This is a genomic window from Sphaerisporangium sp. NPDC049457 (assembly GCF_055586705.1).
Map to the genome: position 1 here is coordinate 18,416 of NZ_JBVJHR010000013.1, position 19,611 is coordinate 38,026.

A 19,611-nucleotide genomic window follows, 5' to 3' on the forward strand; every position below is an offset into this window, starting at 1 on the left:
TTCTAAAACGACCGGGAACGCCCTCAGCGGGCGCGAGCGCGCCCCGGCGCCGCGCTGGCGTACGCTTGCGGCGATGCATACTCTGCGCCTGCGCGACCGCGAGTTCCGGCCGGGCGAACACGCCGTCATGGCCGTCGTGAACCGCACTCCCGACTCCTTCTACGACAAGGGCAGGACGTTCGGCTTCGACGCGGCGCTGAGCGCCGTCGGCGAGGCGGTCGCGGCCGGCGCCGACATCGTCGACATCGGCGGCGTGAAGGCCGGCCCGGGCGACGACGTGGACCCCGCCGAAGAGATCCGCAGGGTGGCCGACCTGGTGGCGGCCGTGCGCCGCGCCCATCCCGACCTGGTGATCAGTGTGGACACCTGGCGCGCCGAGGTCGGCGAGGTGGTCGCCCAAGCCGGCGCCGACCTGCTCAACGACACCTGGGGCGGCCCCGACCCCGGTCTCGCCGAGGTGGCCGCCAAGCACGGCATCGGGCTGGTGTGCGCGCACGCCGGCGGCGTCACGCCGAGAACCCGGCCGCACCGCGTCGCCTACGACGACGTGGTGGCCGACGTCCTGTCCCGCACCGTCGGGCTGGCCGAGCGGGCCGTACGCGCCGGGGTGCGCGAGGACGCCGTCCTGATCGACCCGGCCCACGACTTCGGCAAGAACACCTGGCACTCCCTGGAGGTCAGCCGCCGGCTCGATGAGCTGGTCGCCACCGGCTGGCCGGTGCTGGTCGCCGTCTCCAACAAGGACTTCGTGGGCGAGACGCTCGGCGGGCTCCCCGTGGACGAGCGCCACGCGGGCACGATCGCCACGCTCGCCGTCTCGGCCTGGCAGGGGGCGCGGGTCTTCCGCGTCCACGACGCCGCCTCGGCCCGCGCCGCGCTCGCCACCGTCGGCCGCCTGCGGCGTCAGCCGTAGATCACCGACAGGAACCTGGTCAGGATCGCCTCGCGGGTCGCGGCGGGCAGCGCGTCCAGCACGGCGTTGACCACCGCCATCCGCGGCTGGCCCTCGCCGCCGAGCTCCACCCCGACCGAGGCGGCCAGCTCGGTGAACGTCGCGTCGTCGATGGCGTCCAGGTCGAGGCCGGCGAGGATCTCGGCGAGACCCTCGGGCACCCGCGCCGGCCCCGCCGCCCGCGCCGCCTCCGCCGAGGCGGCGATGACCTCGAGCATGGCCTCCACCCCCGCCAGGGTGACCCCGGTGACCGTCACGTGCAGGTTGGCGGGGATGCCCGCGTACGACAGCTGCGGCTGGAGGAACCACCCGAGCTCGCGCGCCTTGTCCGACAGCACGAACACGTCCACGTCGTCGTCCCCGGCGAACGCCACCAGCGACGACTCCGGCTCGCCGAGCACCCGCAGCCCGGGGATCGCGCCGATGCCCTCGACCAGCCGGCGGGTGGCCGTCAGCGTGTCGGCCGCCAGGGCCAGGTAGCCGTCACTGCCCAGGGCGTTGAGGGTGGCCCAGGCGCCGCCGAGCGGCCCCGCCGACTTCGAGCTCTGCACGGTCGCGTTGATCACCGTGTACCCGGGCCAGGCGGCGGAGGCGAAGTAGGCGGCCCTGCGCAGCGCGGGGTCGGCGAAGAGCACGACCGAGGCGCCCTTCGGGGCGTACCCGAACTTGTGCAGGTCGCAGGAGATGGAGGTGACGCCGGGCACGGAAAGGTCGAACGGCGGGACGCTCGCCCCCGCCCGCGCCAGCCAGGGCAGCAGCCAGCCGCCCACGCAGGCGTCCACGTGGCAGAGCACCCCCCGGCCGGCCGCGATCGCCGCGATGTCGGCGACCGGGTCGATGACGCCCTGCGGATAGGACGGCGCCGAGGCCACCACCAGCACCGTGTCCGGCGTGATCGCCTCGGCCACGGCCGCCGGGACCGCGCGGAAGGTGGCGGGGTCCACCGGGACGGGCGTCACGTCCAGGCCGAGATAGTGCGCCGCCTTGTGGAACGCCGGGTGGGCGGTGACCGGCACCACCATGCCGGGGCGGCCCGCGACGGGACGGGCGTCCCTCGCCGCCTTCACCGCCAGCATGATCGACTCGGTGCCCCCGCTGGTGAAGATGCCCGGCGTGCCGGGACCGCCGCCGAGCAGCCCGGCCACCGCGCCGACCACCTGCCGCTCCATGGCGACCGCGCTCGGGAAGGCCGTCGGGTCGAGGGTGTTGACCTCCAGCATCTCGAAGTAGGCGCGCGCCGCGGCGTCGTGCACCTCAGGGCGTCCGGTGTCGTAGACGTAGGCGGTGACCTTGCCGCCGCGTACCTGCAGGTCGTGCCGCTTCAGCAGGGAGATCTCCGCCAGCAGTTCGCCGGCGGGCCGGCCGTTCTCGGGAAGCACGTGGTTCTCCCTCGCCAGGTGGTACGGCGTCGCCGCAGGTGATCGGCGAGGGACGCTATCACGATGTTCCGGGCAGACGGAACAGGCGGTCGATGACCATGTGCAGGTGGCGTTCGAACCGCTCCACGAGGAAGGCGTCGGGCGGGCCGGGGATGTGGCCCATCACCGTGCCGGCGGTCGTGATGCCCTGCACCATCCAGATGACCGTCCACGTCGCGAGCTCCAGGTCGACCTCCGGGGCCATGTACCCGGCCTCGATCGCCGGCCGCACCCCTTCCAGCATTCTCTGGAGGATCGGCTGGATGAACTGCTGCTCCAGTTCCAGGACGTCGGCCGCGTCCAGCAGAGACCGGTGCACCCACAGCTGCGTCCGTTCGGGGTGGCTGACGGTGTACTCGACGTAGTCGTCCATGACGCGGTGGATGGAGGCGACCGTCTCCTCGGGCGTCCGGGTGGAGAACCCCTCCATGGCCGCCTCCCGCGCGGCCTGCTCCTGCTCGAAGAGCCGGCGCATGACGGCCAGGTACAGGTCGCGCTTGGTCCCCACGTGCCGTTCCACGGTGGTGATCCCCATCCCGGCGGTGTCGGCGATCTGCTGGAGAGAGGTCCCGTCGTAGCCGAACGCGGCGAACAGCTTGATGGCGACCCGCATCAGCCGCTCGCGGTCGCTTTCCCAGTCGGACGTCATAGAACAGACGCTATGCTCACCATCCGTACCGGAGCGATCGCTTGATGGAACTCTGTCATGGTTTTGCGCGTTGTGGACTGGGCTGGTGCAGCGGCAGCCGGACGACCGCCCGCACCCCCGGCCCGGCGTCCGTGAGGGCCACCGAGCCGCCGTGCGCGCGCACGGTCTCGCGGACGATGGCCAGGCCCAGACCGGCGCCGCCGTCGTCGCTGCTGCGGGCGCTGTCGAGGCGGGTGAACCTGTTGAACACCCGCTCGCGGTCTGCCTCGGGGATGCCGGGCCCGTCGTCGGTGACCGTGACCACGGCCTCGTCGCCGCGGACCCGCAGCTCGACGCCCACCCTGGCCGCGGCGTGGCGGACCGCGTTGTCCAGCAGGTTGACCAGCACCCGCCCGAGGTCCATGGCGTCGCCCTCGACGACCGCGGGCTCCACCGCCATGACCTTCACCACGGACGGGTCGTAGCGGCCGGCCGTCGCGCCGACCAGCTCGGCGAGGTCGACCGGCACCCGCCGGGCCGGGCGGCGGTGCTCGTCCAGCCGCGCCAGCGTCAGCAGCCCTTCGGCGAGCCGGCTCAGCCGCAGGGTGTCCTCCAGCACCCCCTCGGCGGTCTCGCGCCACTCCTGCTCGTCGGGAGGATGGCCGAGGGCGACCTCCAGCTGGAGGCGGATGCTGGCCAGCGGGCTGCGCAGCTCGTGCGCCGCGTCGGAGATGAGGGCGCGCTGCGAGGCCTCGGCGGCCTCCAGCCGGGCGAGCATGTCGTTCAGCGTGGTCGCCAGCTCGCGCACCTCGTCGCGCGCCTCGGGGACCGGGAGCCGGCGCGCCCGCGCGGTGCCGGTGATCTCGGCGGCGCCCCTGCGCAGCTCGGTGATCGGGCGCAGCGTGCGGCCGATGATCACCCAGCTCGCCGCGCCGAGCAGCACCAGCAGCATCGGCGTCCCGACGACCAGCATGTGCACGGTCGCGGTGAGGCTGTCGGCGACGTCCTTGAACGACCGCGCGGCGATCACCGTGCGGCCCTCGTCGGCGCGCACGACGACCACGCGCAGCGGCCCGGGGATGCCGTAAGGATCGCCCTCGACGAACCGCCCCCGCCCGATCCGCGGCGCCGGGCCGCCCGCGCCGGCGCCCGGCAGCGGCACCAGCCGGTCGGCGCCCGCGGTCACGTGGGTGATGCGGCCGCTCGCGTCGAGCACCTGGATGATCGTGCCGTCCGAGACGGCGATCGGGTCGTAGAGCCGGCCGTCGTCCGCGAGGGCGGCCACCTCCCTGGCCCGCTGGTAGGCGATGTCGTCGGTGGAGCCGATCAGCGCCCGTCCCAGCACGCCGACCAGCAGCCAGGCCGCAGCCCCCAGCGCCACCGCCAGGACGGCCGAGGCCGTCGCGGTCAGCCGGAACCGCAGGCTCCTGCGCCGCCACCACGCCGTCGGGTCAGCCGCCATCGCCCACCAGCCGGTAGCCCGCTCCCCGCACGGTCTGCAGGGCGTTGCGCCCGAACGGGACGTCGATCTTCCTGCGCAGGTAGCCGACGTAGACCTCGACCACGTTGGGGTCGGTGTCGTAGGTGTCCCACACGTGCTCGAGGATCTCGGCCTTGGACACCACCTCGCCGGGACGGCGCAGCAGGTATTCCAGCAGCCCGAACTCGCGGGGCGTCAGCTCGATGGGGGTGGCGCCGCGGGCCACGGCCCGCCCGGCCGGGTCGAGGGTGAGGTCGCCCGAGCGCAGCACCGACGGGCGGCGGCGGGCGCCGCGCCGCAGCAGGGCGCGCAGCCGCGCCACCAGCACCACGTAGGAGAACGGCTTGGTCAGGTAGTCGTCGGCGCCCAGGTCGAGCCCGTCGGCCAGGTCGTATTCGCCGTCCTTGGCCGACAGCATCAAAATCGGCACCCAGTTCTCTTCCGCGCGCAGCCGCTTGCACACGTTGTAGCCGGAAAGGCGGGGCAGCATGATGTCCAGCACGACGACGTCGTAGTCGCCCTCGCGCGCCAGGTGCAGGCCCTCCTCGCCGTCGTAGGCCAGGTCGACGGCGAAGCCCTCGGCCTGCAGGCCGCGCCGCAGCGCGGCGGCCATCCGCCTCTCGTCCTCCACGACGAGCACGCGCATACGAACCTCCCGAGCGGATGTGTCCCCCCATCTTGGCCTCTCCCGGCTGAGATCCCGCTGAGAGACCGGACGGGACGGCCACGCCCGCGAGCTGCGGCGAAGGCGGCGCCGGCGGCCGTCCTGAGAGGACTCTCAGGCTGTCTCAGCTTCGGCACAGGGCCCGCGCGGCAGTCTGCCGGTATCAGATCGCGGCGGTGGGCACCGGGCCGCGACATACCGTTGAGGAGTGAGATGCCGTCCCAGTCGAAGAGTTCACGCGCCGTGAGGTGGGGCGTCCCCGTCGCCGCCATCGCCGTGGTGGGCGCCGCGGTGGGCGCCGGTCCGGTGATCGCCGCAGTCCAGGGTGACCCGTCCCTGCCCGACCGCACCGCCCAGCAGCTGCTGGCCGAGGCCGCCCAGAACGCGCGCCGCGCCGCGCCGCCCGCCATGTCGGGCACCGTCGTGGAGACCGCCTCGCTCGGCCTTCCGGCCATGCCGGGCCTCGCGGGGGGCGGCAGCTCCCCGCTGACCCTGTTGTCCGGCTCCCACACCCTGAAGGTCTGGTACGGAGGCGACGGCCGCATGCGGCTCGCCCTGCCGGGCCCGCTGAGCGAGACCGACCTGATCTCGACCGGCGGCGGCGAGGCGTGGCTGTGGCAGAGCGACACCAACACCGCCACCCGCTACAAGCCGTCCGGCGAGGCGGGCGCCAAGGCGCACCCCACGCCCCTGGTGCCGCCCACGGCCAAGACGCCGGAGGACCTGGCCGCCGCCCTGCTCAAGGCGGCGGACGAGAACACGGCCGTCAGCGTCGAGAACGGCGCGCACATCGCCGGCCGGGCCGCCTACCAGCTCGTCCTCGCCCCCAAGGCGGCCACGTCCCTGGTCGACAAGGTCAAGATCGCGCTCGACGGCGAGAACTACATCCCGCTGCGCGTGCAGGTCTTCGCCAAGGGCACCGCCGAGCCCGCGTTCGAGGTCGGCTTCACGCAGGTGACCTTCTCCACGCCGGCGCCGGAGAACTTCGCCTTCACCCCGCCCGCCGGGGCCAAGGTCAAGGACCAGACCCTCGACGCCGGGCACGGGGGTCTCGGTGACGAGGACGCGGCCGCCGCCGTCAAGGCCGGCGAGCGGGCCAGGTCGCAGGCCCGCACCCACGGCAGCGGCTGGGGCACCATCGCCGAGATGCCGTTCTCGCTCGACGAGCTGACCGCGGCCGTCCCCGCCGGCCGCTCCGGCCCCGGCGGCAAGTTCGCCGCGCCCGACCCGGCCAAGATGGCCGAGTCGCTGCTGAAGTCGGCCAAGACGGTGTCCGGCCCGTGGGGGACCGGCAAGGTGATCAGCACCAAGCTGGTCTCGGCGCTGCTGACCGACGACGGCCGGCTGCTGATCGGCGCGGTCACGCCTGAGGCGCTGACCGAGGCGGCCGGGCGCGAGTGACCGCGGTGACGACGGGCGGAGGGGCGCACGAGGCGGCGCCCCTCCGGGCGGCCCGGCAGACGGCCTCCCCGGGCGACTGCGCGATCGTCGCACGGGGGCTGACCAAGCGCTTCCGCGGCGGGCAGGTCGCCGTCGACGACCTGCACCTCGCCGTGCCCCGCGGCTCGGTGTTCGGCTTCCTCGGCCCGAACGGGTCGGGCAAGACGACGACGATCCGCATGCTGCTCGGCCTCATCCAGCCGACCCGCGGCGGATGCGAGGTGCTCGGCCGGCCGATGCCGGCCGGGCTGGCCGACACGCTGCCCAAGGTGGGCGCCCTGGTGGAAGGCCCGGCCTTCTACCCGTACCTGTCCGGCGAGGCGAACCTGCGCCGGTACGACGCCGCCGACCCGGCCGCCGATCCGCGTACGGCCTCGGCCCGCGTCGGCGCCGCGCTCGACCGCGTCGGGCTCGCGGCGGCGGCCGGCAAGAGGTACCGCGCCTACTCCCTGGGCATGCGCCAGCGCCTGGCGATCGCCGCGGCCCTTCTCGGCCCGCGCGAGCTGCTCGTCCTGGACGAGCCGACCAACGGGCTCGACCCGCAGGGCACCAGGGAGGTGCGGTCCCTGATCAAGGACGTCGCCGCCGGCGGCACCACCGTGTTCGTCTCCTCACACCTGCTGGCGGAGGTCGAGCACATGTGCACCCACATCGGCGTCATGCGCTCGGGACGGCTGGTCGCGCAGGGGCCCACGGCCGAGCTGCGGGCCGGTCACGCGCCCCGCGTGCGCGTGGAGACCCCGCACGCCGCCCAGGCCGCCGCCCTGCTCGGCGGGCTCGGCCTCGCCGAGGTGCGCACCACGGCCGGGCAGGGGGACGCCGCCCAGGTCACGGCGCTGCTGGGCGATCACACCCCCGAGTGGGTCTGCGCCCGTCTCGTCACCGACGGCGTGGCCGTCCGCGGTTTCGCCGTCGAACGGCCGAGCCTCGAAGAGGTCTTCGTCAGCCTCACAGGAGAGGGATTCGATGTCGACGCCTAGCACCTTCACCTCCGGCGTCGCCACCGCCGCCGCTCCGGCGACGTCCGCCGCGAGCACGAGGTCCCGGCCTTCGCCGGCGAGGGCGGCGCTGCGGCTGCTTGGCTCTGAGCTGGGGCTGACCTTCCGCAGGCCGCGCAACATCGCGATGCTCGCCGTCCTCGCCTGCGTCCCCGCGATCATCGGCGTCGTGCTGCGCGCCTTCGGCGGCGACTTGGGCGACGACGCCCCCTCGCTGATCACCCAGGTCGCCGGCAACGGGCTCATGCTGACCTTCGTGTCGCTGTCGCTGCTGCTGGTGATGCTGCTGCCCCTGGCGGTCTCGGTGGTCGCGGGGGACGCGATCGCCGGGGAGGCCGGCGGCGGCACCCTGCGCTATCTGCTCACCGCGCCCGCCGGGCGCACCCGTCTGCTGGCCGTCAAGTTCGCCAACGTCACCGTCTTCGCGCTCGCGGCCGCCTCGGTCGTCGCGGCGGGGGCGCTGCTCACCGGCCTGGTGCTGTTCCCCGTGGGCCCGATCACGCTGCTGTCCGGGTCGACGATCTCCGTCGGCGAGGGCCTGGTGCGCGTCCTCATCGTCACCGGCTACACCGCCGCGGGGCTGGCGGCGCTCGCGGCCGTCGGGCTGGCCGTCTCGACGCTGACCGAGGTTCCGATCGGCGCGGTCGCCGCGACCGTCGTGGGAGTGGTGTTCTCGCACGTCCTCAGCGCGATCCCGCAGCTCGCGCCGGCGAGGCCGTTCTTCCTGACCTCGTGGTGGGCCTCCTTCGACGGCGCCCTGCGCGACCCGGTGGCGACCGACGTGATGACCCAGGGGCTGCTGGTCTACGCCGCCTACGCGCTGGTCGCCCTGTCGATCGCCTGGGCCCGCTTCACCGGCCGGGACATCACCAGCTGAGCGCGGCGCGGGCGGCTCACCGATGCGGATGAGCCGCCGCGCCCGCGCACGTCGTCACGCGGCCGTCGCCGGACCAGGTCAGGCGTCGGTCCGGGACGCGGCGGCCGCCGGCTCCGGGGCCGGCGGCCGCGCCGGCCCACGGTGGCGCGTCAGTCCTCGGAACGGCGGGCGCGGCGCAGGCCGATGACGCCGGTGACCAGCCCCGCGACGCCGGCGACGACGCCGGCGCCGCCCAGCAGCCGGGCGGTCCCGTCGGAGCCCGCGTCGCCCTGCCCGCTCGCGCCGGCGGGCTTCACCACCACGGCCGGCGCGGTGGAGGCGGAGGCCGCCGGGCTCGCCGTCGCCGCATGACCGTCCTCCTTCGCGCCGGCGGCGACCAGCTTGAGCGCCGGGACGGGGTGCTCGGCCTCCGAGCCGTCGGCCTTCGGCTCGTCGGCCCACTTCACGACCTCGCCGTTGGAGTAGGTCTGGGTGGTGGGGAACAGCAGCTGGTCGGTGTCCTCGGGCAGGATGCCCATGGACACCTCGAACTCCTGGAACTGGTGCGGGCCGATCTTCCCCCCACTCCAGGTGATCTTGGTGACCGCCTCGGTGATGTCGCCGTACTTGGAGGGGACCGGCTTGGGAAGCCTGCTCTCGGTGACCTCGACCTTCCAGCCGGGCACCGGGCGCACCGACACGAACGGCAGCGGATGGTCGACGGGAAGCTCGACCACCAGCTTGGTGGTGGAGGCCTTGTCCCGCTCGTTGGGAACGCGGAAGGCGACCTTGGAGAAACCGCCCTTCTCCGCGGTGCCCGGATTGATGGTGACATGGGCGAGAGCGGGCAGGGCGAGGGCGGCGACGAGCGCGAGGGCGCCGGTCATGACGACGGCGCCGCGGCGCGCGACGGTGTTGAACGACATTCGAGAACTCCACTTCATCGAAGGAAATGCCAGAGCGCGCGGGTCACGCCGCCGTCGACGGCGGAGCCGTCCCGGACGCGGAACCGTGCGTGAAACCGTGCGTGGACGGCCCCGCCGTCCACATGATCGGCCCGGCGGCGAGGCCGGCCCGGAAGCGGCGCACCGGCCGGGGGTCAGGCCGGTCCAGGCATGCCGCCCGGACCCGGTGACGGGGCCGGTCCGGCGTGGGCCCGGCGACCAGGTCGGGCAGGGGCCCTGGCGCGTAGCCGGCGACCAGGCCGGCCCGCTCGCGCGGGATTCGGCGACCAGGTCCGTCCGGAACTTGCACAGGCCCGACGATCGAGGCCGGTCCGGCGTGCGGCGCGGCTCGGGGGGACAAGGTCGCTCCGAGGGCGCGCAGGCCTGACGGCGATGGCCGGGGGGCGTCCGGTGGGGAGTGCCCGCGAGGGGTCAGCGGGTGATGGGAAGCGGAGGACCGCGCCTGCTGACCGTGTGGCGGAGAGCCTGCCGGGCCCGGGAGGGCGCGATGCGCAGGGGAGCGCGGCCGGACGGCCGCGGGAGGTGGGCGGGGGCCGCGCCGAGCAGGGTGAGCAGGCGCGAGAGCAGGCGCACGGCGCGCGTGCCCGCTCTGCGCAGCACCGACCACAGGGCCGACTCGCCCTGGGCCAGCCACCAGCCGGTGATCAGCGTGGCGGTGAGGTGGGCGACGACCATGCCGAGGCTCGCGCCGAGCCCCTGGCCGTGCGGCACGTGCAGGCTCAAGGGGGAGCCCGCGCCGCCAGTGGCGCCGAACGTCTCGTGCAGGACGGCCTGGGCGGCGATGAGCAGCCCGATGACCGTGCGCGGCGAGCGCTCGTGGCCCGCGAGCAGGGCGGAGGCGAGCATCACGCCGGCGCACCCCGCCACGACCGCCCACGAACCCGGGCCCGACCCGCCGGCGGCCCGGTGGCCGAGCACGGCGAGGCCCACGCAGACGACCGTGAAGGCGGCCGACCGCGCCAGGCGAAGGGGGAGACGGGCACGCATGACGCCCCACATGGTGCCATGCGCGCGGCCCGGTTGTCCCCTGCCCCGCCGGAGATCGGGGTCGTCTTCGGGGCATCCCCTGCTCCAGGCTTTATTGCCGTGTGCGTTTGATGTCTGCCGTTTGGAGCCTTTTGTCGCTACTGTTGCCCGCGTTCGCTGGTTCTGTGAGGGGCGAGGTGGTGGCCATGCGGCACTTCCTGGGACTGTTGCTCGGCGTCGTCGTGACCGCGGTCCTGCTGGCCGGCGCCGGCTGGGCCTCCCAGGACGCGGCCCGGGGCATGGCGACCGGCGCGGTCGACCCGGTCCGCGACACCACGGCGCTCGTCGGGCTGGGCGCGATGCTGGTGACCGGGCTCGTGCTCGGCCTCGTCGTGGCGGGCAGGGTCTCGCCGCTCGCGACGTTCGTGCCCTCCATGGCGCTGCTGGCGTGGACGGTGATCTACACCCTCGACGTGCACCGCGCGCTGGACCTGGCGCCGACCGCCCCCTCGATGAACCCGATGATCGTGCAGGCGGGCAAGGGCATGCAGGACCTGCTCGGCAAGGGCGTCTTCGCGATGCTGGGCATCGCGCTGTTCATCCCCGTGCTGATGCCCTCCCGCTGGGCCGGCCGGCAGCGCGACCTGGACGACGGCTACGAGGAGGAGAGCCCGCAGCCCGCGGGCGGCTACTACTGATCGCCCGGCCGGCTGAGGTCGCGTGCAGGGGGCGTCACAGGGTGAGGTGGCGAGTGTAGAGCCGGGTGACGACGTCCTCGATGGAGGACTCGCCGGGGGCGGTCGCCCGCAGTTCCTCCACGGTGCCGTCGAAGGCGAGGCTGCCGTGGTCGATCAGCATGACCCGGCGGCACAGCCGTTCGATGTCCCCGAGATCGTGGGTGGTCAGCAGCACGGTGGTCCCGCGCTCGGCGTTGAGATCGCGCAGGAAGCCGCGGACCGCCGCCTTGCTCACCACGTCCAGCCCGATGGTGGGCTCGTCCAGCACCAGGACGGCCGGGTCGTGCAGCAGCGCCGCGGCGATGTCGCCCCGCACGCGCTGGCCGAGGCTGAGCTGGCGGACGGGCTTGTCGAGGAACGCGCCGAGGTCGAGCACCTCGCACAGCTCGTCCAGCCGCTGGTGGAACCGCACACGATCTACTTTGTAAAGGTGGCGGATCAGGGTGAAGCTGTCCCTGAGCGGCAGATCCCACCACAGGGTGGTCCGCTGCCCGAAGACCACGCCGATGCGCCGGGCCAGCGCCGTGCGCCGGCGCGACGGGTCCAGGCCGGCGACCTCGATGTGCCCGCTGGTCGGCGCCAGGATGCCGGTCAGCATCTTGATCGTGGTGGACTTGCCCGCGCCGTTCGGGCCGAGGTAGCCGACGAACTCGCCGGCGGCCACCTCGAACGACAGCTCGCGCACGGCGTGCACCACGCGCGTCTCCCCGCGCAGCAGCCCGCGCCTGCGCCGGACGGTGAAGGAACGCCCGACGCCGTCGAGTGTGATCAATGCGGTCAGCTCCCCGTGGAACGGTAGCGGCGGAGCCCGGCCCGCCAGGCCAGGCCGGCCACGCAGGCCAGTGTGAGGGCGGCGGCCGGGCCGAGGAAGCGCAGCCAGTACGGCAGGCCGAACGGGTCGGCGCGGCCGAGCACGAAGAGCCCGGGCTGCCAGTTGACGAAGGCCAGCGGGACGATGAAGGTGACCGCGCGCACCAGGTCGCCTCCGTAGACGGTGAGCGGGTACTGGGTGAGCGTGCCGCCGCCGTAGGTGAAGGCGTTGGCGATCTCCGGGGCGTCGGTCAGCAGGAACTGGATCGCGCCGCCGAGGGTCCAGATGGCGGTGAAGATCACCAGGCCGCACAGCACCATGAGCGGGATCATCCAGGCGCGCTGCCACGGCACGTGGAGCTGGGCGAGCGCGATGCCGAGCACGGTGGCCGCCTGCGCGGTGCGGCCGACGCGCTGAAAGGTGAACCGGTCGACCGCCATCTGCACGAAGGGGCTGGCCGGCCGGATCAGCATCGCGTCGAACGTCCCGGCCTTGACGTGCTGGCTCAGCTTGTCCACATTGCCGAACAGCATGTCGGCGAGCGCGAAGGACACGCCCGAGGCGCCGTACAGGAACATCACCTCGGGCAGGGTGAAGCCGCCGAGCGAGCCGGTGTGGGTGAAGATGAGCGCGATCGCCGCCATGTCGAGGCCGGTGATGAGGAACGAGCCCACGGTGAGCAGCGTCGTCGACAGCGGATACTGGGCCGCGGCGCGGATCCAGGTGGCCACGAGCAGCACGTACGTCCTCGCCATCTCCAGCACGCCGCCTCACCCGCCCTGGATGACGACTTTGCGGCGGGCGGTGCGGGTGGCCGCTGCGCCGAGCGCGAGGAGCGCCGCGACCCAGGCGGCCTGGAAGGCGAGCGCGCCGAGCGGGTCGCGCTTGCCGAGGAAGACGTCGGCCGGCACCTGCACCATGGCCGCCCACGGGAGCGCCTGCGACAGCGTGCCGAGCCAGCCGGGGAACAGCACCAGGGGAAGGATCATGCCGCTGAAGAACATCGTCATGACCAGCGACAGTGACTGGACGCCCCGGTCGTCGACGATCCAGCAGGCCGACAGCGCCACCAGGTAGCGCAGGCCGAAGCTGACGACGATGCCGAGGATCATCGAGACCGCGAACGCCGCCCAGGTCGCGGCGTGGCCGGGGAAGCGGATGCCGAACAGCGCCGCGCCGACGAACGTGGGCGGGACGCTGCGGACGATGAACAGGAACGCGGCCCGGCCGAGGTCGTCGGCGAGGGTCCACAGCTGGAGCGACGCGGGGCGCACGAGGTCGATCGCGACGTCGCCGGTGCGCACCCGCTGCCCGAGCTGGAGGCCGCCGCCGAACACCTCCATGGGGCCGATGAAGGCCTGGGTGAGGAAGCAGAAGGTGACCGCGTCGGTGACGTCGTAGCCCGCCAGGCCCGGCCGGGCCTGCCAGAGGGCGATCAGCACGTAGGCGCGGAGGATGCCGAAGACCGTGTTGGTGAAGGCTCCGGCCAGCGCAGCGGCTCCGTAGGCGGAGTGACGGCGGAAGCCGTATCTGAAGATCGTCCAATAGAGCGGGAAGGTGGCGCACCTCCGGTGACGGCGGGACTCGCATTGTAGCCAGCCGCGGCCGTGCGGATCACCGGATTTTCCGCCGCCCGCCCCGGGCCGTTCCCGGTGCGATGGAGTCTTCCGCCGATGCCCTTACCGCCCCCTACCAGGTCAAATGTTCGGGCTACCCCTCGACGTACCGTGTAAACGTCATGTAAACCAGGGTATAGGCGTCGTCATAGAACGGCGTTCGGCCTGGTGGTGACGTGTGGAGGTGGCGATGTCACGGGAGATCGACGTTGACATCCATCCCGGGTATCCCGTCAGCTGGCGGGCGAGCGTTTTCAACGGTCTGATGCGGGGAACCACCAAGCCGCTGTCGGCGCTGCTGCTCAGGCACGCGCTGAGCATCGAGTGCGTCTCGCGCGTCGTGTCGCTCAGCGAGCGCCTGCCGCTGCCGGTGCCCGGCCATGTGGCCATCGAGAAGGCCGACGGCAGGCCGTGCGGCTCCGAATGGGTGCGGTCCGGTGACGATCTGGACGAGAGCAAGGTGCTGCTCTACTTTCACGGCGGCGCCTACTTCTTCTGCTCCCCGGCGACGCACCGTCCGATCACCTGGCGCCTGTCCGAGGCCGCCCGGCGGCCGGTCTTCGCCCTCGACTACCGCCAGGGACCGGTCCACTCGCTGAAGGAGTCGCTGGCCGACGCCCTCGCGGCCTACCAGAGCCTGCTCGACCGCGGCTTCGCCGCGCGTGACATCATCGTCGCCGGGGACTCCGCCGGCGGGCACCTCACCCTGGCCACGTTGCTGGCGTTGCGTGACCGGGGCATGCCGCTGCCGGCCGCGGCGGTCTGCCTGTCGCCGTGGGCCGACCTGTCGGACATGCGGCGCAGGGCCAACCGCTGGGCCGATCCGATGCTGTCGGCCGGGCGGGTCGACTGGCTCGCGCGCCGCTGGACCGCCGGCCTCGACTGCGAGGACCCGCTGGTCTCCCCGGTGTACGGCGACTACACCGGCCTGCCGCCGATGATGATCGTCACGGGCTCCACCGAGGTGCTGCGCGATGAGGGCCGCCGCGTCGCCCTCCAGGCCCGCCGCGCCGGGGTGAAGGTGACCTACGAGGAGTGGCGCCGCATGCCGCACGTGTTCGCGATGCTGGCGGACGTCGTGCCCGAGGCGCGCATCGTCTTCCGGCACATCGAGCGCTTCCTCGGCGCCGTCGCCGCCACCTCCGGCACGCCGGAGGAGTCCGGCTCGGCCACCGCGGCCTGAACCGGCCGGGCGGGGGCGACGGCCGGATCCGACGGGCCGTCAGGAAAGGCGTGGGAGCAGGGGCTCGCCGCTCACTGGCGCCACAGTCGTCACAGGCGGCACTGCTCTTCCTTACCTCCAGGGATCAGTCACCTTACCTCTCATGCCGCTTTCAACTAGTTCACGCCAGATGTCCGCACGGGGAGACACAGTGGCCTGTGCCGTACCTCGAAGGGAGGTCATCCCCGGATGGCACGTGGCGGAGCAGGCGTCCCCAGCGGGATGCCTCCAGGCGTTCGGCCGCTGACGGTGGGCGACCCGGTCATCATCGGGCGCTACCTGCTGCTCGGCCGTCTCGGCGCGGGCGGCATGGGCGTGGTGTACCTCGCCGAACGGCCCGAGGGCGGCCTGGTCGCGCTCAAGACCCCGCATTCGGTCCATCTCGGCGATCCCACGCTGCGCGCGCGATTCGCCGAGGAGGTCGCCTTCTCCCGCCGGGTGGTGCCGTTCTGCACCGCGGCCGTGGAGGAGGACGGCGCCGACCGCGACCGCCCCTACCTGGTCACCGAGTACATCCCCGGCCCGTCGCTGTCCCAGGTGGTCGCCGTGCGGGGACCGCTCACCCCCGACCTGGCCTACGGCGTCGCGCTCGGGGCCGCGGCGGCGCTGGTGGCGATCCACGAGGCGGGCTTCGTCCACCGCGACCTCAAGCCCGGCAACGTGCTGCTCTCCCCCAAGGGGCCCCGGATCATCGACTTCGGCATCTCCCGGGACGTCGACGCCGCGGTCGCGCACACGCAGGCGGGGCTCGTCATGGGCAGTCCCGGCTGGGTGGCCCCCGAACGTCTCACCGGCGGCCCGGCCATCCCCGCCTCCGACGTCTTCGCCTGGGGCTGCCTGGTCGCCTACGCCGCCACCGGCCATCACCCGTTCGGCACCGGCGAGGCCGACGTGCTCACCCGGCGCATCCTGGTGGAGCGGCCGCGGCTGTCCTCGGTGCCCAAGCTGCTGTGGGACCCGGTCTCGGCCGCGCTGGCCAAGGAGCCCGGCGACCGGCCGCAGGCCGCGGCGTTGCTCGGCTGGCTGCTGGACGCCGGGGGAGTGGACCGCTCCTGGGACCGGCGCGAGGCCGTGGCCGCCGTGCTGGAGGAGATATGGGCGCCGGTCCCGTATCCCATCGGCGCGCGGCACCTCAAGATCGCCGGGATGGCAGAGGACAACGACGACGGGCGGGACGGCGCCACCACCACGGGCGCGCGAGCCGCGCGGCGGGCGGCGGCGCGGCGCGGGCACGCCTCGCACGCCGGTTTCGCCGCGCTGGCCACGGTCTCGATCGCCGCGGTGACCGTCGTGGCGGCGAGCACCGGCGCCACCCACGTCGACGAGAGCGCGAACCGCCCCGGCCGGCTCCCCGTGGCGGTGCCGATCCAGGGGTCCCGCCTCCCGGTCGAGGTGCCGGCCACCTCGGCGCCCGTGGTGCGCGGCACCGAGTACGGATCGCCGGCGACCGCGCCCGGCCGCCCGCCGGCGTTCACCACCACGCCGAGCCTGCGGGGCACGCCCTCGGCGGGCCCGACGCGGCCCCCGGAGGGGTCGCCCGAGGTCACCTGGCGCACGCCCGTTCCCCCGCCGTCGTCCAGGCGCACCACGCCGCCGCCACCGGCGCCGGACGACACTCCGACGTGCCGGAACAGGCGCGGCAAGGAGAAGCCGTGCGAGCCCACCACCCGTCCCAGCGGAGGGCAGAGTCCCACCCGGTCTCCCAAGCCCACCAAGACGCCCAAGCCGTCGGTCAGCATCAGCCAGATCCCCGAGTGGGGGGACGGCGAGCCCGGCGATCCGACGCCGCCGCAGCCCACCCCCACCGTGAGCGTGCCGACGCCCTCGATCTGACCCGGCACGCGGGCGCGCCGGCCCGCCGTCCAGCGGTGCGCCGCCGGCGGAGGGAGGAGGTCAGCTCAGCGCGATGATCTCCTGCTTGCCGGCGCTGGTCGCCTGGTTGCTCACGATGAACACCCGGCCGTCCCGTTCGTAGATCAAAGCCGAGACGGTGCTGCCCTCGAAGACCGCCTCCGAGTACTTCTTGACCACGGTGACCTCCCCGGTCGCGCGCGCGAAGCGCAGCAGCCGCGGCGCCACCCCGTGCCGGCCGCGCACGAAGGCGACCAGGCCGTTGTCGTCCGCGCGTACGACGGTGGCCTCGCCGAAGCCGGAGTCCTTGGTCCACAGGGCCTTGCCCGACGCCAGGTCGAAGGCCGTGATGCCCTTTTCCGAGGCGCGCAGGTACAGCACGCCGCCGGCGGCGGCCACCTCCCACGGCGGGTTGCCGGTGTCGGTCTTGCCGTACTGGTAGCCGTACTCGCCGCCGTCCTTCGCCGACAGCGCCGCGGACAGTCGGCCGCGATCGTCCAGGACGTGGATCTCCTCCCGCTCGCCGTCCTTGACCAGGACGATCGGCGGCGAAGTGGAGATCACCTCCTCCACCTCGCCCTTGCGCGGCAGGTACCGCCACAGGACCCTCCCGGCGGCCGGGTCGATGCGGCGGACCTCCCGCCGGGCGGACAGGCCCCCGCACTTCACGACGCGCAGCAGCGCCGGGCCGCCGGTGTACCCGATCTGGAAGCAGTCGTCGTCGCTGAGCGGCGGGGTGCTCCACAGCTTCTTGCCGTCGCGGACGCGGAAGGCGGTGGAATTCTCCCTCAGCGTGGCCACGACCGTGCCGCCGGTGCGGGCGAGCCGCGGCGGGTCCAGCTCGGAGATTCTCTTCTGTTCGCCGGCCGCGACCGGCACGTCGCTCGCCCACAGCCGCTTGCCCGTCCTGACGTCCAGGGCGGCCACGATGTCGCAGCGCCCGGTCGGGCCGTAGCCGATGACCGCGATGTCGCCGCCCGCGCCGGACGAGGCGGCGCACAGGGTGGTGTCGTCGCCGGGCAGCGGCAGGCCCCACCGCCGCTTGCCGGTCGCCCGGTCGTAGGCGACGACGCCGTCGGCCTGCGCGTGGACCAGCGTGTCCCCGACGAACCACGTGCCGGGGATCTCGGTGATCCGCACGCCCGCCTTGCCCGCCCCTGGGACGCTCCACAGCGGCCTGCCCTCGGGGGCCGCGCCGGCGGACACCATGACCGCGAGCATGCCGGCGGAGGCGAGGAACACCACGATGCCCAGCACGAGGGCCACCCACAGTCCCGCCGCGGACCCGCCGGTCGGCGGCGGAGGCGGCGGCATCGTGCCGGGCGGCGGGAGGTACCCGGGCGGCGGCGCGACGCCGGGGAACGGCGCGGCCGCGGTGAACGGCACGGCGCCGGGGGGTGGGGCGGCCCCGGGGAACGGGGTGGCGCCGGGCCCGGGGGGCGGGGCGGCCGGCGGCCAGGTGCTGTCGGGGGGCGGCGGAGTGCTCATCGGATCCGGCTCCGCACGTACGCGGCCCACTGGCGTTCGAACGCGTCGAAGCCGAGCCCGGTGACCTGCTCGATCTGCTCGCGCAGGCCGCCGGGATCGCCGTAGTGCGCGGCGACGAACGACATGACCGCCTTGTCGCCCCACTTGCCGGCCATGAAGTGCATCGCCAGCGTGCCGAGGGCGTAGTTCCCCGCCCTGGCGCGGCCGTCGTCGGAGTAGAACGAGAAGTCCAGCGGCAGCCGCCCGTCGAAGGGCCTGCCGCGCACGGCGTCGAGCGCGTCCTGCTGCGGCCGCGGCAGGCCCCGGGTGGCCATGTAGTCGGCGAAGCCCTCCACCACCCAGGTGGCGGGCCGTGAACTGAGGCCGGACCTGGGCTTCTGCAAGGGGTCCACCATCGCGTGGGCGATCTCGTGGCGGCCGACCTCCCGCGCGAAGGGCAGCCCGCCGGGCAGACCGGCCCTGGAGGCGGTGGTGTCGATGGCGATGCGCGCCCCGCCGATCGGCAGGCTGTCGTCCAGGTCCTCGGTGAAGGTGTACATGGCCAGCGCGAAGCCCGCCTCGTTCGGATCGTTCTTCAGCGCCACGCGGAACAGGGTGTTGTACACCTTGCGGTCGGGCTCCAGGGCGATCAGGAACCCGGGCAGCGTCACGCCGTCGCGCGGGCCGAACCGCCGCCAGGCGTTCAGGTCGTCGACCGCCGCCCGCTCGAAGACGTCCGCGGTGCGCCGGGCGATGGCCGCGTTCCGGGCGTGCGTGGTGATCAGGACGTGCGGGCGCCTCTCCACGTGCATGTCGGAGTACACGTCCCAGGGGCCCGGGTAGAACACGTACTTGCTCTCGCCGTAGGCGTTGGGGGAGCCCGACACCTTGGTCACCGTCGGCCGGCCCTTCGGCTTCTTCTCGACCGTCCAGCGGTACCACTCGGCGACCGGCCGCACGTCCACGCCCTTGATCTGGTGGACGAACGCGACGTCGACGTTGACCGTGGCGCCGCGGCCGAAGGTGTCGGACGCCCGCCCGCCCGACTTGATCACCTGGAACGACGTCGTCTGGAACGGGATCTTGAGCAGGTTCCTGAACAGTGTCCGCTGACCGGCCTTGGCGGCTCCGGCGAAGGGGGCGGTGAACGCCTTCTCGTCCCGGGCGGTGAGCGCCTCGCCGTGCCCCTCCAGCAGGGCGGCGATCTCCTCCCCGGTGATCGTCACGCTGTCCTCGGCGCCGCCCGCCGTCGGGAGCGCGGTCGGGCCGGAGCCGCCGAGCCTGCCCACCCCCACGACGATCACCGCGGTGACCGACGCCACGGCGAGCGCCCAGACCGAGAACACCGCGATCTTCAGCCCTCGGTGCGAGCCCGGTCGCCTCCGGCCGCCGGTCCGGGGCGGTCGCGGCGGTGGCTGCGGCATGCCGCCGGGGGGAGGCGGCGCCGGCCATCCCGCCGGCGGGACCGGCCGCTCCTGATACAGCGGACCGGCGGGCTGGGACGGGTGCCACGAACCTGTGGCCGGAGACTCGTACGGTG

The 19,611-nt window shown here is 73.7% G+C and carries 19 protein-coding genes; 7 read left to right on the forward strand and 12 right to left on the reverse strand.

The window, feature by feature from the left end; translation table 11 throughout:
- Positions 1 to 73 precede the first annotated feature (73 nt).
- Positions 74 to 913 (forward strand): dihydropteroate synthase, encoded by an 840-nt coding sequence (gene folP, locus ACZ6QO_RS20890; RefSeq protein WP_465852938.1) that lies wholly within the window; start codon positions 74 to 76, stop codon positions 911 to 913.
- Here the strand turns inward: folP and ACZ6QO_RS20895 are convergent.
- The 4 genes from ACZ6QO_RS20895 to ACZ6QO_RS20910 are packed head-to-tail and all read right to left on the reverse strand — an operon-like array spanning position 904 to position 5,124.
- Entirely contained in the window at positions 904 to 2,331 is a 1,428-nt protein-coding gene (locus ACZ6QO_RS20895) for a pyridoxal phosphate-dependent decarboxylase family protein (protein ID WP_465852940.1), read from the reverse strand. The genes folP and ACZ6QO_RS20895 overlap by 10 nt on opposite strands.
- Positions 2,332 to 2,389: 58 nt before the next feature.
- Positions 2,390 to 3,019, reverse strand: coding sequence for a TetR/AcrR family transcriptional regulator (locus ACZ6QO_RS20900; protein WP_465852942.1), 630 nt, complete (start codon positions 3,017 to 3,019; stop codon positions 2,390 to 2,392).
- A gap of 55 nt (positions 3,020 to 3,074) precedes the next feature.
- Positions 3,075 to 4,460: a sensor histidine kinase gene (locus tag ACZ6QO_RS20905; RefSeq protein WP_465852943.1), complete on the reverse strand. Its 1,386-nt coding sequence runs from the start codon at positions 4,458 to 4,460 to the stop codon at positions 3,075 to 3,077.
- Positions 4,450 to 5,124: a response regulator transcription factor gene (locus tag ACZ6QO_RS20910; protein ID WP_465852945.1), complete on the reverse strand. Its 675-nt coding sequence runs from the start codon at positions 5,122 to 5,124 to the stop codon at positions 4,450 to 4,452. The genes ACZ6QO_RS20905 and ACZ6QO_RS20910 overlap by 11 nt, the downstream gene beginning before the upstream one ends.
- 231 nt (positions 5,125 to 5,355) lie before the next feature.
- On the opposite strand from ACZ6QO_RS20910, the gene ACZ6QO_RS20915 reads away from it, so the two are divergent.
- The 3 genes from ACZ6QO_RS20915 to ACZ6QO_RS20925 are packed head-to-tail and all read left to right on the forward strand — an operon-like array spanning position 5,356 to position 8,457.
- Entirely contained in the window at positions 5,356 to 6,543 is a 1,188-nt protein-coding gene (locus ACZ6QO_RS20915; RefSeq protein WP_465852947.1) for a LolA family protein, read from the forward strand.
- Complete coding sequence (locus tag ACZ6QO_RS20920) at positions 6,540 to 7,562, forward strand: ABC transporter ATP-binding protein (protein ID WP_465852949.1); 1,023 nt, start codon at positions 6,540 to 6,542, stop codon at positions 7,560 to 7,562. The genes ACZ6QO_RS20915 and ACZ6QO_RS20920 overlap by 4 nt, the downstream gene beginning before the upstream one ends.
- A complete protein-coding gene (locus ACZ6QO_RS20925) occupies positions 7,549 to 8,457 on the forward strand; it encodes an ABC transporter permease (RefSeq protein WP_465852950.1) in 909 nt (302 codons plus the stop codon). The genes ACZ6QO_RS20920 and ACZ6QO_RS20925 overlap by 14 nt, the downstream gene beginning before the upstream one ends.
- Positions 8,458 to 8,606: 149 nt before the next feature.
- On the opposite strand, the gene ACZ6QO_RS20930 is transcribed toward ACZ6QO_RS20925, so the two are convergent.
- From ACZ6QO_RS20930 to ACZ6QO_RS20940, 3 genes are all read right to left on the reverse strand, one after another.
- Complete coding sequence (locus ACZ6QO_RS20930) at positions 8,607 to 9,362, reverse strand: YcnI family copper-binding membrane protein (RefSeq protein WP_465852952.1); 756 nt, start codon at positions 9,360 to 9,362, stop codon at positions 8,607 to 8,609.
- 43 nt (positions 9,363 to 9,405) lie between these two features.
- Positions 9,406 to 9,690 (reverse strand): hypothetical protein, encoded by a 285-nt coding sequence (locus ACZ6QO_RS20935; RefSeq protein WP_465852954.1) that lies wholly within the window; start codon positions 9,688 to 9,690, stop codon positions 9,406 to 9,408.
- A gap of 122 nt (positions 9,691 to 9,812) precedes the next feature.
- Positions 9,813 to 10,388, reverse strand: a complete 576-nt coding sequence (locus tag ACZ6QO_RS20940; protein WP_465852955.1) for an MFS transporter — start codon at positions 10,386 to 10,388, stop codon at positions 9,813 to 9,815.
- 185 nt (positions 10,389 to 10,573) lie between these two features.
- On the opposite strand from ACZ6QO_RS20940, the gene ACZ6QO_RS20945 reads away from it, so the two are divergent.
- Positions 10,574 to 11,065: a hypothetical protein gene (locus ACZ6QO_RS20945; RefSeq protein WP_465852957.1), complete on the forward strand. Its 492-nt coding sequence runs from the start codon at positions 10,574 to 10,576 to the stop codon at positions 11,063 to 11,065.
- 34 nt (positions 11,066 to 11,099) lie between these two features.
- Here ACZ6QO_RS20945 and ACZ6QO_RS20950 read toward each other — a convergent pair whose 3' ends face one another.
- Genes ACZ6QO_RS20950 through ACZ6QO_RS20960 form a run of 3 tightly spaced genes read right to left on the reverse strand, consistent with a single transcriptional unit; the run spans position 11,100 to position 13,357 of the window.
- On the reverse strand, positions 11,100 to 11,876 hold the full coding sequence (locus ACZ6QO_RS20950; RefSeq protein ID WP_465852959.1) for an ABC transporter ATP-binding protein: 777 nt from the start codon (positions 11,874 to 11,876) through the stop codon (positions 11,100 to 11,102).
- A gap of 5 nt (positions 11,877 to 11,881) precedes the next feature.
- Positions 11,882 to 12,670, reverse strand: coding sequence for an ABC transporter permease (locus ACZ6QO_RS20955; protein WP_465853339.1), 789 nt, complete (start codon positions 12,668 to 12,670; stop codon positions 11,882 to 11,884).
- Between the two features lie 15 nt (positions 12,671 to 12,685).
- Positions 12,686 to 13,357, reverse strand: a complete 672-nt coding sequence (locus ACZ6QO_RS20960) for an ABC transporter permease (protein ID WP_465852961.1) — start codon at positions 13,355 to 13,357, stop codon at positions 12,686 to 12,688.
- 364 nt (positions 13,358 to 13,721) lie between these two features.
- Between ACZ6QO_RS20960 and ACZ6QO_RS20965 the strand changes: the two genes are divergently transcribed.
- Both ACZ6QO_RS20965 and ACZ6QO_RS20970 read left to right on the forward strand, forming a co-directional pair.
- The gene (locus ACZ6QO_RS20965; protein ID WP_465852962.1) at positions 13,722 to 14,714 is read left to right on the forward strand and encodes an alpha/beta hydrolase; all 993 of its coding nucleotides are present in this window, start codon (positions 13,722 to 13,724) and stop codon (positions 14,712 to 14,714) included.
- Between the two features lie 261 nt (positions 14,715 to 14,975).
- A complete protein-coding gene (locus ACZ6QO_RS20970; RefSeq protein WP_465852963.1) occupies positions 14,976 to 16,586 on the forward strand; it encodes a serine/threonine protein kinase in 1,611 nt (536 codons plus the stop codon).
- A gap of 60 nt (positions 16,587 to 16,646) precedes the next feature.
- On the opposite strand, the gene ACZ6QO_RS20975 is transcribed toward ACZ6QO_RS20970, so the two are convergent.
- A complete protein-coding gene (locus ACZ6QO_RS20975; RefSeq protein WP_465852964.1) occupies positions 16,647 to 18,092 on the reverse strand; it encodes an outer membrane protein assembly factor BamB family protein in 1,446 nt (481 codons plus the stop codon).
- Positions 18,089 to 19,417 carry a hypothetical protein gene (locus ACZ6QO_RS20980; protein ID WP_465852966.1) on the reverse strand — a complete coding sequence of 443 codons (1,329 nt, stop codon included), beginning with the start codon at positions 19,415 to 19,417 and terminating at the stop codon, positions 18,089 to 18,091. Before ACZ6QO_RS20980 ends, ACZ6QO_RS20975 begins: the two co-directional genes overlap by 4 nt.
- Between the last annotated feature and the right edge of the window lie 194 nt (positions 19,418 to 19,611).

Bases quoted from the DNA above. Each gene is read 5' to 3' on its own strand.
- folP (WP_465852938.1), top strand. From the start codon at position 74: ATGCATACTCTGCGCCTGCGCGACCGCGAGTTCCGGCCGGGCGAACAC.
- ACZ6QO_RS20900 (WP_465852942.1), bottom strand. From the start codon at position 3,019: ATGACGTCCGACTGGGAAAGCGACCGCGAGCGGCTGATGCGGGTCGCC.
- ACZ6QO_RS20905 (WP_465852943.1), bottom strand. From the start codon at position 4,460: ATGGCGGCTGACCCGACGGCGTGGTGGCGGCGCAGGAGCCTGCGGTTC.
- ACZ6QO_RS20910 (WP_465852945.1), bottom strand. From the start codon at position 5,124: ATGCGCGTGCTCGTCGTGGAGGACGAGAGGCGGATGGCCGCCGCGCTG.
- ACZ6QO_RS20915 (WP_465852947.1), top strand. From the start codon at position 5,356: ATGCCGTCCCAGTCGAAGAGTTCACGCGCCGTGAGGTGGGGCGTCCCC.
- ACZ6QO_RS20925 (WP_465852950.1), top strand. From the start codon at position 7,549: ATGTCGACGCCTAGCACCTTCACCTCCGGCGTCGCCACCGCCGCCGCT.
- ACZ6QO_RS20930 (WP_465852952.1), bottom strand. From the start codon at position 9,362: ATGTCGTTCAACACCGTCGCGCGCCGCGGCGCCGTCGTCATGACCGGC.
- ACZ6QO_RS20940 (WP_465852955.1), bottom strand. From the start codon at position 10,388: ATGCGTGCCCGTCTCCCCCTTCGCCTGGCGCGGTCGGCCGCCTTCACG.
- ACZ6QO_RS20945 (WP_465852957.1), top strand. From the start codon at position 10,574: ATGCGGCACTTCCTGGGACTGTTGCTCGGCGTCGTCGTGACCGCGGTC.
- ACZ6QO_RS20955 (WP_465853339.1), bottom strand. From the start codon at position 12,670: ATGGCGAGGACGTACGTGCTGCTCGTGGCCACCTGGATCCGCGCCGCG.
- ACZ6QO_RS20965 (WP_465852962.1), top strand. From the start codon at position 13,722: ATGTCACGGGAGATCGACGTTGACATCCATCCCGGGTATCCCGTCAGC.
- ACZ6QO_RS20970 (WP_465852963.1), top strand. From the start codon at position 14,976: ATGCCTCCAGGCGTTCGGCCGCTGACGGTGGGCGACCCGGTCATCATC.
- ACZ6QO_RS20975 (WP_465852964.1), bottom strand. From the start codon at position 18,092: ATGAGCACTCCGCCGCCCCCCGACAGCACCTGGCCGCCGGCCGCCCCG.